The 14,276-nt window shown below is 66.3% G+C and carries 13 protein-coding genes; 12 read left to right on the plus strand and 1 reads right to left on the minus strand.

Features of this window, described 5'->3' with window-relative positions:
• Positions 1-24: 24 nt before the first annotated feature.
• The 8 genes from ACNS88_RS04995 (at position 25) to ACNS88_RS05030 (ending at position 8,583) form a co-directional block, all read left to right on the plus strand.
• Positions 25-2,094, plus strand: a complete 2,070-nt coding sequence (locus ACNS88_RS04995; protein ID WP_435094512.1) for a DUF7096 domain-containing protein — start codon at positions 25-27, stop codon at positions 2,092-2,094.
• Complete coding sequence (locus tag ACNS88_RS05000; RefSeq protein ID WP_435094514.1) at positions 2,094-2,822, plus strand: DUF7345 domain-containing protein; 729 nt, start codon at positions 2,094-2,096, stop codon at positions 2,820-2,822. The genes ACNS88_RS04995 and ACNS88_RS05000 overlap by 1 nt, the downstream gene beginning before the upstream one ends.
• 342 nt (positions 2,823-3,164) lie before the next feature.
• A complete protein-coding gene (locus ACNS88_RS05005) occupies positions 3,165-4,715 on the plus strand; it encodes a PAS domain-containing protein (protein ID WP_435094516.1) in 1,551 nt (516 codons plus the stop codon).
• 126 nt (positions 4,716-4,841) lie between these two features.
• Entirely contained in the window at positions 4,842-5,591 is a 750-nt protein-coding gene (locus tag ACNS88_RS05010; RefSeq protein WP_435094518.1) for a bacteriorhodopsin, read from the plus strand.
• A 196-nt stretch (positions 5,592-5,787) separates the two neighbouring features.
• Positions 5,788-6,483, plus strand: coding sequence for a V-type ATP synthase subunit D (locus ACNS88_RS05015; protein WP_435094520.1), 696 nt, complete (start codon positions 5,788-5,790; stop codon positions 6,481-6,483).
• A 454-nt stretch (positions 6,484-6,937) separates the two neighbouring features.
• A complete protein-coding gene (locus tag ACNS88_RS05020; RefSeq protein WP_435094522.1) occupies positions 6,938-7,102 on the plus strand; it encodes a DUF7512 family protein in 165 nt (54 codons plus the stop codon).
• Positions 7,092-8,144, plus strand: a complete 1,053-nt coding sequence (locus tag ACNS88_RS05025; protein WP_435094524.1) for a sulfite exporter TauE/SafE family protein — start codon at positions 7,092-7,094, stop codon at positions 8,142-8,144. Before ACNS88_RS05020 ends, ACNS88_RS05025 begins: the two co-directional genes overlap by 11 nt.
• Positions 8,145-8,193: 49 nt before the next feature.
• On the plus strand, positions 8,194-8,583 hold the full coding sequence (locus ACNS88_RS05030; RefSeq protein WP_435094526.1) for a DUF6276 family protein: 390 nt from the start codon (positions 8,194-8,196) through the stop codon (positions 8,581-8,583).
• Between the two features lie 51 nt (positions 8,584-8,634).
• Here the strand turns inward: ACNS88_RS05030 and ACNS88_RS05035 are convergent, their stop codons facing one another.
• Positions 8,635-9,009 carry a hypothetical protein gene (locus tag ACNS88_RS05035; protein WP_435094528.1) on the minus strand — a complete coding sequence of 125 codons (375 nt, stop codon included), beginning with the start codon at positions 9,007-9,009 and terminating at the stop codon, positions 8,635-8,637.
• A 117-nt stretch (positions 9,010-9,126) separates the two neighbouring features.
• Between ACNS88_RS05035 and ACNS88_RS05040 the strand changes: the two genes are divergently transcribed.
• The 4 genes from ACNS88_RS05040 to cysS all read left to right on the plus strand — a co-directional run bounded on the left by ACNS88_RS05040 (position 9,127) and on the right by cysS (position 14,229).
• On the plus strand, positions 9,127-10,512 hold the full coding sequence (locus ACNS88_RS05040) for a cryptochrome/photolyase family protein (protein ID WP_435094530.1): 1,386 nt from the start codon (positions 9,127-9,129) through the stop codon (positions 10,510-10,512).
• Positions 10,513-10,588: 76 nt separating this feature from the next.
• The gene (ilvA, locus tag ACNS88_RS05045; RefSeq protein ID WP_435094532.1) at positions 10,589-11,848 is read left to right on the plus strand and encodes a threonine ammonia-lyase; all 1,260 of its coding nucleotides are present in this window, start codon (positions 10,589-10,591) and stop codon (positions 11,846-11,848) included.
• Positions 11,849-12,264: 416 nt separating this feature from the next.
• The gene (locus ACNS88_RS05050; RefSeq protein WP_435094534.1) at positions 12,265-12,645 is read left to right on the plus strand and encodes a MarR family transcriptional regulator; all 381 of its coding nucleotides are present in this window, start codon (positions 12,265-12,267) and stop codon (positions 12,643-12,645) included.
• Between the two features lie 84 nt (positions 12,646-12,729).
• The gene (gene cysS / locus ACNS88_RS05055) at positions 12,730-14,229 is read left to right on the plus strand and encodes a cysteine--tRNA ligase (RefSeq protein WP_435094535.1); all 1,500 of its coding nucleotides are present in this window, start codon (positions 12,730-12,732) and stop codon (positions 14,227-14,229) included.
• Positions 14,230-14,276: the final 47 nt, after the last annotated feature.

A 14,276-nucleotide genomic window follows, 5' to 3' on the forward strand; every position in this document is an offset into this window, starting at 1 on the left:
TGGGCGCTCGTCAGACCATCCGTGATGAAAGGGACACAACTATTGACCGTTCTCGTGGCGCTGGGGCTCGTTCTGGGCTCCGTGCCGGGCGGGGCGCTCGCGAGCGCCACCGGCGCCGAGGACGCGACGGCTATCGACGCACCCGACGCGCCGATCGAGGGTATCGACGACTCGGCCGCCACGGCACAGACGGACGACGGAAACACCAGCGAGGACGGGCCCGCTGGCGACGACGAGAACGCCAGCGAAGATGACGGAAACACCTCGCGGGCGACCGTCGGCCAGCAGCTCGCGACGGTGATCGCTGTCACCGACGACGAGGTCTCGAGCGACGTCGAGTCGTCGTCGCTCGACGCGGCGCTCGAGGGCGCCAATGAGTCCGAGCGCGCGGCGGTCCTCGCGGACCGCGCCGCTGCGCTCCGTGACCGCGCCGACGAGATCGTCACGGACGGGCGCGAGGCGCGCGTCGCCTACGAGGACGGCGAGATCACTCGCGGCGAGTTCGCACAGCGGCTCGCGGTGCTCGCCGGCCAGGCCCGCACGGTCGATCGGGGCTTCGAGCGAGCCGACGAACACGCGGACGAGGTCTCCGCGCTCGAACTTCGCGCGGCGGGCTACGACCGGCGCGCCAACGCGGAGGCGCGCCAGCGACTCACTCGCGTGACGGGTACCGGAGCGAGCGCGCTGCTCGCGCAGTACACCGGTGAGAACGCCGGTGAGTTCTCCCTCGAAGTCGACGGCGGCGTCTCCATCGAGGTCAAAAGCGACGACGGCGAGCGCTCGCGTGAGTTCGAGCGCGATCAGCCCGGTAACGGCACCTTCGAGGTGAGCCAGAGCGACGCGCTCGCGGCCGCCACGGAGCAGCTGTCGACCGACGACGGCGAGTGGACGCTTCGGTCCGCCGACCGCGACGGGGACGACGGCTACTACGAGTTCGAGTTCGCCTTCTTCGGTCCGGAGACGACCGGCGAAGCCGAGGTGAGCGTCGACGGCCAGACCGGCGAGGTGTTCGAGTTCGAAGAGGAACTCGAACCGCGCGAGGCCGACAACGACGGCGACGATGCCGACGAGGAGACACCCCTATCGGTCTCGATCGTCAACGGGACGGCAGAGCCGGGTGCGACGGTGACGCTCCGTGTGACCGCCGCCAGCGAACCCGTCGAGGGCGCGACCGTCGAACTGGACGACCAAGGCGCCGGGACGACCGACGCGGACGGACAGATCACGGTGACGCTGCCCGACGACGACGAGGTCGATATCGAGGTCGACGACGGCGACCGCGAGGGCGAGCTGGAGTTCACGCTCCGGTCGGACTCCGGGGAGGACGAGGCGGACGCGGAGATCCGCGATAGGCTCTCCGTGGACGGAACCGTCGAGAACGGAACGGTCACCGTCTCGGTCACCTACGACGGCGAGGGTCTCGACGGCGTCTCCGTCTACGTCGACGGCGACCGGGTCGGAACGACCGGCGCGGACGGGAGCCTCTCGTTCGACGCGCCCAGCGTCGAGGACGAACTGGGAGTGACGCTCGTGAAGGGCGCGTTCGAGGCCGAACTCGAGTTCGAGGTCGCCGCGGACGGGACGCTCGTGCTCGGAGACGTCGATATCGACGAGCGTGACGCGGACGATCGCGACGGCGACGAGGACGACCGCGACGAAGGTGAACACGACGAGGACGACCGAGACGAGGATGACCGAGACGAAGGTGAACGCGACGAGGATGACCGAGATAGCGATCGCGATGCGGACGAGCTCTCGGTCGCCGTCGTCTCTGGCGAGCCCACACCCGGCGCGACGGTGACAATCGAAGTGACCGACGCCGACGGTGACGCCGTCGAGGGTGCGACCGTCGAGGTCGAAGGCGAGGTTAGCGGAACGACCGACGCGAACGGGCAGATCGCAGTGACGCTCCCGACTGATACCGATGAGGTCGGGATCGACGTCGAAGACGATGACCGCGAGGGGGAACTCGATCTCGAGTTCGACACAGGTGATGACACAGACGACGCAGAGGCTAGCGATGCTGACGAGGACGGTGACGACGCTGACGGCGACAGTGACGACGCTGACGACGACACGGAGGACGACGAGTGATGCGGTCCCGTAGCCGCGTCGTCGCCACAGTTGCGGCCGTCGCGGCGTTCGCGTTGGTCGGCGTGCTCCTCGCACCGGGGGCCGCCGCGCTCGACGGTCCGGGGGCGGAGCCCGCGGCCGAAGAGGGTTCGGCGTTCGTCGTCGCGCTCGAACCCGACGGCGACGCGACGGTCTCGCTCGTGTTGACCTACGACCTCGCTGACGCCGACGACGAGGCCGCGTTCGAGGACCTGCGCGAGCGTCCGGAGAACGTCACCGCCAGATTCGACGACCGCATCGCCCGGATCGCCGATCGGACGGCGACGCAGGTCGACCGCGAGATGTCCGTCTCCGACGTTCGCACCGAGATCGAGTCCGGAGACGGCACCGGAGTCGTCCGTCTCTCGGCGACGTGGACGAACCTCGCCGTAGTCGACGGTGATCGGCTCGTCGTGAGCGAGCCGTTCGCCAGCGAGTTCCGACCTGACCGCCCGTTCGTCCTCGTCGCTCCTGACGGGTACGCCCTCGCTGACACGACGGTCGAGGCAGACGCGACGACCGCCTCCGACGGCAGCGACGCGTCGACTGCTGAGTGGGCCGCTGGCACGGATCTATCTGGGTTCTCGGCCGCGTTCGCTCCGAGCGACGCCGCCGGCGTCACCGACGGCTCGCTGCCGACGCCGCTGGTCCCGACGCTGGCGCTGCTCGTCGCCGGACTGCTCGGCTACGCCGGCTGGCGACGGGCGTAGCGGGAGCGAACTGCACCGAGCCACACCGACCTGCACCGAACAATCGCCACGGGTCCCACCGGGTCGCGACCCCGCCGTCGCCCCCACCGGGCCCGAAAGAGCGATCGCCATCCCGAATCCGGCCGTCGGGAGCGCTCGCTCGTCGCTGTCAGAGGCACGCGACCCTCCACACCCTCCTGTTCGGTGGACCATGGACGTTTTGTTCGTTCGGCACCAGGACTTCGTATGACACGACCGGGGTTCGCGAGGCTCGATCCGAGGTCTGAGCGGTCGATACGCGCGTCTGGTTCAGCGACGTCGGCGAGTACTGACGCCGTCGACGAGGCGCTGAAGACCCGCACCATGGACCAGGCGCCGGTCGGGATCACTATCGCGGACGCGACGAAGTCGGACATGCCGCTGATATACGTGAACGCGGCGTTCGAGCGGATGACCGGGTACTCGCCTTCGTACGCGGTCGGTCGTAACTGCCGGTTCCTTCAGGGTGAGGCGACCCAAGAGAATCCGGTGGATCAGATGCGCACCGCCATAGAGAACGGCGAGCCCACGACGGTCGAGATCCGCAACTACCGGCGGAGCGGCGAGCTGTTCTGGAACGAGGTGACGCTCGCACCGCTGCGAGACGAGTCGGGTGAGGTCGTGTACTACGTCGGCTTTCAACAGGATGTCACCCGCCGCAAGCAGGCCGAGCAGGCCGCTGCACACCGGACTGAACGGGTCGAATACGAGCGGACTGCACAGACCCGTCTCCTGGAGCGATTGGACGGCGTCGTCGCCGACGTCACCGAAGCCGTGGCGCTGGCATCGTCACGAGAGGAGCTTCGACGGAACGTCGTCCAGAGCATCGCAGACACGTACACCGGCGCGTGGATCGGGACGTACGACCCGGCGAACGAGACGGTCGAACCGCAAGCGGTAGCGGGGGACGTCGGACCGGACGGCGGAGCGACCACCGTGGAGACCGCGACCGATAGCGCTCAATCGGCGAACCCCGTCGTCGCGGCGGCGATCGACGATCGAGAGGTGCATATCGAACCGATCGATGCAGACAAGTCGACAGAGGCGGCCGCGGTCGCCGGCGTGCCGCTCTACTTCGGCGAGGCGACCTACGGGGTCATCGCCGTCTACGCGCAGACCGAGGAGTTCCAGCGGCACGAACGCGACGTGCTGACGGCGCTCGGCCGGACCGTTGCGATCAGCATCAACGCGCTTGAGAGCCAGCGGACGCTCCGGGGGGACGGCGTCGTCGAGTTCGAGCTGGTGCTCGGCGATCATCCGCTGGGGTCGTTCGCCGAGGCGCTGTCCTGTTCGCTCCGGCATACCGGCACCGTTGGCGACCGCGACGAGCAGTCGTTGCTGTTCGAACTCGACGGTGCGACGGACATCGACACCGAGGACGTCTCCGCGGTCGCCGAGACGGCGGGCGTCACGGTCCACGCGATGTTCGCCGCGGACACAGACGTACCGGTGGTCGAACTGTCCGTCGACGCGACACCGCTGGAGGACTTGCTCAGAGAGTACAGCGGCGAACTGTCCAACTGGGCGGTCGAGAAGGGCGCCGCGATCGCGACGATCGAGGTGGGTCGAGAGGCCTTAGCACGCTCGCTCGCGGCCGACGCCATGGAGAAGCTACCGAGTACGGACCTCCGCAGCTATCGCCGGCGGGAACAGACGCACCGGACTCAGCGCGGGTTCGTTGCCGATATCGAGTCGCAACTGACGGAGCGGCAACGCGCCGCGCTGATCCGCGCGCACACGAGCGGGTACTTCGAGTGGCCACACGGGACGAGCGGAGACGAAATCGCCGAGTCGATGGGAGTCACCCGATCGACGTTCCACCAGCACCTGCGAGCGGCACAGCGGAAGATCGTCGCAGCGATCCTCGAACGCTAGTCGGTACCGGTCGACGGCGGCCCGTTCCCTTCGAAGAGCGGTTCGCGTGTGACCGACTCGCGTCGCGCATCCACACTAGTTGGGTACGTCGTTTAGTATTAACCTTCCATTATAGATAACTGCGTCATGATGGCACAACCCGGCAGCGAAGGGATCTGGCTCTGGATAGGGACGTTAGGTATGCTTCTTGGGATGCTGTATTTCATCGCTAGGGGGTGGGGAGAGACCGATAGGCGGCGTCAGGAGTTCTACATCGTGACGATCTTCATCACCGCCATCGCGTTCGTCAACTACCTCGCGATGGCGCTCGGGTTCGGGCTTACCACGGTAACGATCGCCGGCGAAGAGATTCCGATCTACTGGGCACGGTACACCGATTGGCTGTTCACGACGCCGCTTCTGCTCCTCGACCTCGGTCTGCTCGTTGGAGCGAACCGGAACGAGCTCGCCTCGCTGGTCGGGCTCGACGTGCTGATGATCGGTACCGGAGCGATCGCGACGCTGTCGACGAGCGCGGCCGTGCTCTCCACGGACGGAACGCGGCTGGTCTGGTGGGGCGTCTCCACTGGCTTCCTGCTCGTCCTCCTGTACATGCTGTACGGCTCACTCGACGACAAGGCGTCTCAGCTGTCCGGTTCCGCCGCGTCGACGTTTAGCACCCTCCGGACGCTAGTCGTGGTCATATGGCTGGTCTACCCGGTCTGGTGGATCCTCGGGACCGAAGGGCTCCGGATCCTCTCGCTCAACATCGAGACGGCGGGATTCATGGTGCTCGATCTGACCGCAAAGGTCGGATTCGGGTTCATCCTGCTGTCGAGCCGTGAAGTCCTCGACGCCGCTGGCTCAGCGGTGAGCGAGGCTGGAACCGCAGACTGACTCGGGCAATCGAACGCGGTCGACGGGTCTCAAAAATCGACCCGCGTAGCTGCTCCCCGCTTCCATCGGAGCCCTCCCGGTTGCGTACTCTCTTTTTTCGTGTCGAAGGGTGACAAACCCGAGAGCGACGACCGCCGAAATCCGTCGGCGAACAATAAAAGATTAACAGGCTCGGTTCGTTACACTCTTCCAATAGATGGCCAAGGACGTCAAACCGACACGCAAGAACCTGATGGCGATCGAGGACCGCATCGAGCTCTCCGAGCGCGGTCACGACACGCTCGAGCAGAAGCGTGACGGCCTCATCATGGAGTTCATGGATATCCTCGATCAGGCGCAGGACGTCCGCTCAGACGTGTCCGAGACCTACGAGACGGCCCAGCGCAAGATCGACATGGCTCGCGCGATGGAAGGCGACGTCGCCGTCCGTGGCGCGGCCGCGGCGCTGAAAGAGCATCCCGAGATCACGACCCAGTCGAAGAACATCATGGGCGTCGTAGTCCCGCAGATCGAGTCCTCGAAGGTGAGAAAGAGCCTCGACGAGCGAGGGTACGGGCTGCTCGGCTCCTCCGCACGGATCGACGAGGCCGCGGACGCGTACGAGGCGCTGTTGGAGAAGGTCATTCTCGCCGCCGAGGTGGAGACGGCGATGAAGAAGATGCTCACGGAGATCGAGACCACGAAGCGCCGGGTGAACGCCCTCGAGTTCACGCTCCTCCCGACCCTGTACGAGAATCAGGAGTATATCGAGCAGAAGCTCGAAGAGCAGGAGCGTGAGGAGATCTTCCGTATGAAGAAGATCAAAGCCAAAAAAGAGGAGGAAGAGGCAGAAGAGGAGGCAGCCGCCGAGGCCGAGGCCGCAGCGGTCGAAGACCCCGAACCAGCCGACTGAGGCGGTCGTTGCATTCCGTACCGTGCAGTCGCTCCGTAGTGCTGTCCGGTCGCTTTTCGTCTCCGGTTCTCCGTTATCGCCGCGTCGCACGTTCAGCGCGTGAACTGTCGCTGTCGGATCGGAAGTCGCCGAGACGGACGGCAGTAATAATGTGTAAAAAGTCCATTGCTACTGAGTAGTAACGTGTTCCAATCGGCAGTCGATACTGGTGAAGCAGTGACACACGAGAGGTTGTTCGCGTTTGCAGGCCGCGCTTTCAGCGCGATTCACAACGCCACAACCGGGCCATCTGTCGAAAACCATCTCATAAGTTATCCATGGTCGGCGAGGGGTTACAGAGATATAGAATTGTATATTTTATACACAACTGTTTTACCCGTGAGCGGGATACGGTATAGTGAGCAGAAATGTGCGAAACACAAACAGCCATTTTCGGTAATCGGAGGAGAGAGTGATGTCTGGACTCGAAATCCCCACGTGGGACCCGGAGACGGCGATGTTAATCGGGGCGATCCTACTGGAGGCGGTCCTGCTTTACGTCGGATACGGGGGGCTTGAGCGGCTCGTCGGCCCACGCCTCATGAAGTTGCTCGTCGGAGGGACAACCGATGCTCAGTAGCCTTACGGGAATCCTCGACAGCTCGCCGGAGATGCTGGCGCTTTTCGTCGGGTTCGGGCTGGTCGTCGGCCTGCTCTTCGGCTTCTTCGGCATGGGTGGCTCCTTTCTCGTGACACCCGCGCTGTTGATGTTGGGGTACCCGGCCTCCGTCGCAGTCGGCAGTGGGATGGCGTTCGTCTTCGGGACAGCAGTGATTGCGACGCTGAAGCACCACGATCTCGGACAGGTCGATTACAAGCTCGGGGCGATCATGATCGCGGGGACGACCGTCGGGATCGAGGTCGGCCGGGCAAGCGTGTTCTACTTGGAGGCGCTCGGGCTCGCCGGCGGGATCATCAGCGTGGTCTACGTGTTCCTGCTCGGCGGAATCGGACTGATGATCACACGGGAGGCACTGGCGAACGACGACGGCGGCGGCATCGATCACGACGCCGCCACCGACAAGGACCTGAGTGAGTACGAAATCCCCAACATCGCCAAGCGGATTCAGGAGACCGTCCGGATTCCGCCGATGGTCACGCTCCGCGGTGACATCCGCGTCTCGCTGTGGGTGATCACCGCCGTCTCCTTCACGACGGGGATACTCTCTGGATTCCTCGGCGTCGGCGGCGGGTTCATCAGGATGCCAGCGATGATCTACGCGATCGGCGTCCCCACTCCGGTCGCCGTCGGAACCGACCTCTTCGAGATCGTGTTCTCCGGTGGAATCGGCAGCTACCTGTACGGGCAGAGCGGCGGCGTGGATCTCGGTATCGTCGCCCCGCTTCTGTTCGGGAGCGCGCTCGGCGCCCGCATCGGCTCGGCGGCGACCGCGGTCGTCGACGCGGACAACATCAAGGTGTACTTCGGCGGTATGTTACTCGCCGGCTCCGTCGCGGTCGGCATCGGCGAAATCGGGTCGTACCTCGGGAACGAGAGGTTAGAGCTGGTGGGACTCGTCCTCGTTATCGGCGCTGCGGTCGTCGTGGCCGCGGCGATCGTCTTCACCACGCTTCGGTCGCTCCGTGCGACTCGAGGCCGCGGGTCCCCCGCGGCGGACTGATTCCCGGTCGGCGACCACATTCATACACCTCGCGGTCGTCGTGTCGAACATGCCCTGTCCTCGCTGTGACGCCGAGGTCGTCGCGTTCGCGGTTCCGGCCGCGGTTCGGGACCACGCCCCGGCGGCGGAGACCGCGATCTGCACCCGCTGTCTCCGGACGTTCCCGGCCGTCGAAGCCGACGCGGTCGGAGCGGTCGAGGACGAACCCGATCTCTCGGCGGTCGACCCCGCATTCCCCGGCGGCGAGGCGGGCGTCGCGCTCGCGCTCGCCTGCGGTCACCTCGAGTCGCTCGCGCTCAACCGGGCGTCGATCGAGGCGCTCGTCGAGTACGCGGAGCGATCTGGAGCGGACGCCTTCGCCTTCTTCGAGCGACTCGACGCCCCCGACGCCGCGTTCGACCTCGAACGACGGCGGTCGGCGCTGCTCGACATGGTGTAACGGCGGTCTCGCAGTCTCACGGTCCCACGGTCTCCATCCCGCCTCGCCGCCTCAGGCGTCGTCGTCGATATCGATCCCGTCGGGGTCGTTCCACTCGTCCGTCGCGTCGTTGTCGTCATCGCCGTCGGCCGCCTCGGTCCCGGCCGGACCGAGCCCCTTCTCCCCGCGCCGCCGCTCGTGAACGGCGAGCCCGGCCGTGCGCGCGTCGCTTCCCTGCGCGTAGGGGTCCTCGGACGGGTTGTAGTCGAGTTCGCCGCGCTCGAACACGTACGCGAAGAAGCCGAACAGCGGGACGAAAAAGCAGATGAGCGCCCACTTCCGCCGGTTCATCCCGTGGTTCGGCGCGTCGAGGTAGGCGTATGCAGCGAAGCCGGCGAGCCACGAGAGCGGGACGCCGACGAGGATGACGGCGACGAGCGGTTGCATACTCACGCTTCGGGCTCTTCGGCTTAAACGCACGGGTGGGTTTCGGGACGGGTGTGCGCCGGGCTTCGTCGGCGTCCCGGCCGAAGGACACTATCCCGTCAAGCACGTACCGATCGCATGCAGCTATTCTGGCACCGGCGCGACCCACGCACTCGGGACAACGCTGGACTCGCGGCGGCCGCACGGGCGGGGACCGTCGTCCCCGTCTTCGTCTACGACGCCGACCTGTTCGAGACGATGGGCACGCGCCAGCGGGCCTTCCTCCTCCGACACGTCAAGCGACTGGAGGCGCGCTACCGGGAGCTCGACAGCGACCTCGTCGTCCGCGCGGGCGACCCCGACGAGGTCCTCGTCGATCTCGCCGATGAGCACGGCGCCGAGACCGTGTGTTACAACGAGTACTACCGACCGGCCCGCCGAAACCGGCAGCGGGCCGTCGAGGACGCCTTGGCGGGCGTCGGGGTCGACACGGACGCGCGGACCGACACCGTGTTAGTCGATCCGGGTCGGCTCGAAGAGCGCTACGCGAACCACAGCCAGTTTCACAACGACTGGGAAGCCGTTCCGAAGCGGGGTCCGTATCCGGAGCCCGAACCGGAGGCGTTCGCGGCCGTGCGCGACGGCAAGACGGTCCCGGAACCGGACGCTGACATCGACCTCCCGGCGACGGGATACGAGGGCGCCCGCGAGCGGTTCGACGAGTTCCTCGACTACGGTATCGCGTCGTACAGCGACACCCGCGACGACCTCGAGCGGGCCGTCGAGGCGCCGACGCACGCGGTCTCCCGCATGTCGCCGTACCTCGCGACCGGCGCGATCGGGATCCGAGAGGTGTGGGCCGGCGCGAGCGACGTCTACGACGCCGTGACCGGCGGCGAGCGCCGCAACGTCGACAAGTATCGGGACGAGCTGTCGTGGCGCGAGCAGATGTACCACCTGCTCTACTACAACCCGGACCTGGCCGTCTCGAACTACAAGTCGTTCCCGAACGAGATCGCGTGGCGCGACGACGACGACGACTTCGCGGCGTGGACGCGCGGCGAGACCGGCTACCCGCTCGTCGACGCCGGGATGCGCCAGCTGAACGCGGAGGGGTACATCCACAACCGTCCGCGGCAGGTCGTCGCGAGCTTCCTCGCGAAACACCTCCTGATCGACTGGCGGCGCGGGGCGCGGTACTTCACCAAACAGCTCATCGATCACGACTACGCCTCGAACCACGGCGCGTGGCAGTGGACCGCCTCCACCGGCACCGACTCGGTGGACGTGCGCATCTTCGACCCGGTGAGTCAGATGAGCAAGTACGACGACGGCGCGCACTTCGTGAAAGCGTACGTCCCCGAACTGCGAGACGTGCCCGCGGGCAAGGTCGTCGACTGGCCGACGCTCTCTCACGGCGAGCGCGAGGAACTGGCGCCCGACTATCCGCACCCGATCGTCGACCGGAACGACGGGTACGAGCGCGCTCAGCGCGTCTTTGAGGAGGCGCTCGGGAAGCGGTGAAACCTCTCTGTTCGCTCTGACCTCTCTGACTCCGTGTTCCGAGTCCTTTTCACGTGCTGCGGTGAACACAGTCGTCATGTCCTCCGTCAGTATCACTGATATCGAGGCCGCCGCGGCCCGCCTCGAACCGGCGGCGATCGTCCAGCGGACGCCGGTCGAGCGGAGTCGGTCGCTGAGCGAGCGCTGCGGTGCCGACGTTCACCTCAAGATGGAACACCTCCAGCGCACGGGGTCGTTCAAGACGCGCGGCGCGTACAACGCGATCTCGCTGGCTGTCGAGGACAGAGTCGACTCGGCGAAGCCGCCCGTCGACCGCGTGGTCGCGGCGAGCGCGGGTAACCACGCGCAGGGAGTCGCGCTGGCGGCGGCCGGCGCGGGGATCGACGCGACGATCGTGATGCCGGAGTCGGCGCCGGCGGCGAAGATCGAGGCGACCCGCGGCTACGGGGCCGAGGTCGTGCTCCGCGGGAGCGCGTTCCCAGAGGCGATGGCGCACGCGCAGACGCTGATCGACGAGCCGGGGGTTCACTTCGTCCACGCGTTCGACGACCCGGACGTGGTCGCCGGACAGGGGACGCTCGGGCTGGAGCTGCTCGACCAGCTCCCAACCGTCGACACCGTGCTCGTCCCGGTCGGGGGCGGCGGGCTCGCGGGCGGGGTCGCGACCGCGATCAAGGCGCGATCGCCGGAGACGCGAGTCGTGGGCGTTCAGACCGACGGCGCCTCGACGCTGTCGGAGAGCCTCGCGGCCGGCGAGCGGATTACGCGCGAGGAGCCCGATACCATCGCAGACGGGATCGCGACCGGCGGGATGAGCGAGCTCACCTTCGGGCTCTTACAAGCGCACCTCGACGAGGTGGTCGTTATCAGCGACGACGACGTGGCGGCCGCCATTCTCCTGATCTTGGAGCGCGCCAAGCAGATGATCGAGGGCGCAGGCGCGACCGCGGCGGCCGCCCTTTTAAACGACGACGCTCTCGATGAGCTCGATCTGGCCGGCGAGACGGTGGTCCCGCTGCTCTGTGGCGGCAACATCGACGTGACGACGCTGAAGGAGGTGGTGACTCACGCGTTGGTCGAACGCGATCAGCTGATCGAGTTATCCGTCCGGATCGACGACACGCCCGGAACGATGGGGGAGATCGCCACCCTGATCGGCGCGGAGCGCGCGAACATCCGGACGGTACGCCACGAGCGCAGTCGGCCGGACCTGCCGGTGGGCGACGCCGACCTCGTGTTCGAAGTAGAGACGAACGGCCCGGCCCACGTCGACCGGGTCCTGAAGGCGGTGCGCGAGGCGGGGTACGAGGTGGAGTGGACGACGCAGGAGGCGTAATGGGTTGTGACAACCATTTATAAGTGAACGCGGCGGTGCGGTGGCGCGTGCCGACGAGCGCCTCAGGGCGCGAGTCGCACGCGCGAGGGACGCCGCGAGCGACGTGGGCGACCGTAGGAGCCCCAAGCAAGCGGCGAGGCTGGGGAGGCGTGAGGTGCGGTTGCGGGTGGGTGGGATTCAAAGGGGCAGCCGCGCTCGGCGAAACCCAGCGACGTAAGCACCGCAAGGAGTGAGCATCGCGAGCGACTGAGGAGCGCGCGAGCTGTGGGAGCAGAGCGCGGCTGGGGCTTTGGAGGTGTTCGCCGTACTGCCATCGAACATTCATAACTGATCTAACCACTCGAGTCACAGATCACTATTCGCGGAAATAATGTTCTGTAGAAAAAATTATCAAGGAAAAGCAAAGTATCAAAAATATGGGTAACAGTTCCAAGACGGATCTACAGCGAGACATCCTCCTCACGTGGTGGGAAAATCCGAACGCAACAAACCAGAAAATTGCGGACGCGTGTGATTGTTCTGCGTCGTACGTCAGTCAAATCAAGAATCGATTCGACGATTACAACGAGTTTGAGGCGATGATGGACAGACAGGACGCCGAGTTAGAGCAGATGTTCGGGGAGGGTATCTTCGGAAACGGGGAGACGACACCGGCGGCAGTGAAGCCGGAGGGACCGGGGATCGCAGAGCAATGGGACGAGATTCCGAACAACGTCCCGGGGCTATTGATCAAGATCATGATTGTGATGGTACTTGGGTACGCGACGGTCCAAGTTGGGATGACGCTCTTTCTCTGAATTTAAAAGCGCAAAATCGGATGACGGATGGCCCCTCTGTGCGATCCGACGGTTTAAAACGCTCACCGTAGCAACGACCCGCTAATGAGTCTCGTCGTAACCGACACCCTGGCAGACGAGCGCGTCGAGTTCACGGCCGACGGCGACGTCACGCTGTACGTCTGCGGCCTGACGGTGTCGGACGACCCCCACCTCGGACACGCCCGCCTGTGGTTCCACGCCGACGTCCTCCACCGGTGGCTCGATCACGTCGGCTACGACGTGCGCCACGTCGAGAACGTCACCGACGTCAACGAGAAGATCACGGCCCGGATCGGCGAGCGCGACGGGTGGACCGACGAGCGCGACGTGGCCGAGACGTTCACGGAATCCACCTTCGACGCGATGCGGGGCCTGAATCTCTTGCGCGCCGAGGTGTACCCCCGCGTCACCGAGCACGTCCCGGAGATCCGCGAGCTCGTCGAGACGCTGATCGAGAAGGGCTATGCCTACGAGTCGAACGGCTCCGTCTACTTCGACGTGACCGCGTTCGACGACTACGGGAAGCTCTCGAACCAGGACCCCGACGCGCTCGAAGCGCAGGGCGAACCCGACGAGCGGTCCGAGAAGCGCAACCCGACGGACTTCGCGCTGTGGAAGGCCGACGGCGTGAGCGAGACCGCCGCGCGCGAGCACGCGAAACACGACCACGGCGCCGAGACGCCCGCGGGCGAGACGTGGGAGTCGCCGTGGAGCGAGGGGCGCCCCGGCTGGCACGTCGAGTGTTCGGCGATGTCGACGACGCACCTCGGCGACACCCTCGACATCCACATGGGCGGGCGCGACCTGGTCTTCCCGCACCACGAAAACGAGATCGCGCAGTCGGAGGCCGCCACCGGCGAGACGTTCGCGCGCCACTGGCTCCACGTCGGCCTGCTCGCGATGGAGGGCGAGAAGATGTCCTCCTCGATCGGGAACTTCTGGACCGTCCCGGACGCCCTCGAAAAGCTCGGCGTCAACGTGATCCGGACCTTCTACGCCGGCGCCGCCTACCGCTCCGAGCAGGCGCTCACCGAGGAGACGATCGCCGAGGCCGAGGAGCGCTGGGACCGGCTCTCGCGCACCTACGATCGCGCCGTCGAGGCGCTCGACTCCACCGCGGCCCGCGCGAAGGCCGCGGACGACGACCTCCGCGAGGCCGTCGAGACCGCCCGCGACGAGTTCGCGGCCGCGATGAACGACGACCTCAACCTCCGAGAGGCGACCGCGGCGCTGCTCGATCTCACCGACGCGGTGAATCGACACGTGGACGCGGTCGAGGACGGGAGAGGCGACGCCGCGTCCGCTTACGACTACCGCGCCCTCCGCGACGCCGTCGAGACGTTCGACGATCTCGCCGGCGACGTGTTGGGCCTCCAGTTCGAGTCGACGACCGACGGCGACGTGGACCTGGCCGGCGAGCTGGTCGAGCTGGTGCTGGATGTCAGGGAAGCCGAGCGAGAAGCCGGCAACTACGAGCGCGCCGACGACCTCCGGGACGCGCTCCGCGACGTGGGCGTCGAGATCGAAGACGGACCGGACGGGGCGACCTACCGATTCGAGTAGGACGTCGATTCGCGGGTCACCAACGTGGTCGCTGGCGCGATGACGAC

It is taken from the genome of Halorubrum shenae (assembly GCF_051194165.1).
GTDB lineage: Archaea > Halobacteriota > Halobacteria > Halobacteriales > Haloferacaceae > Halorubrum.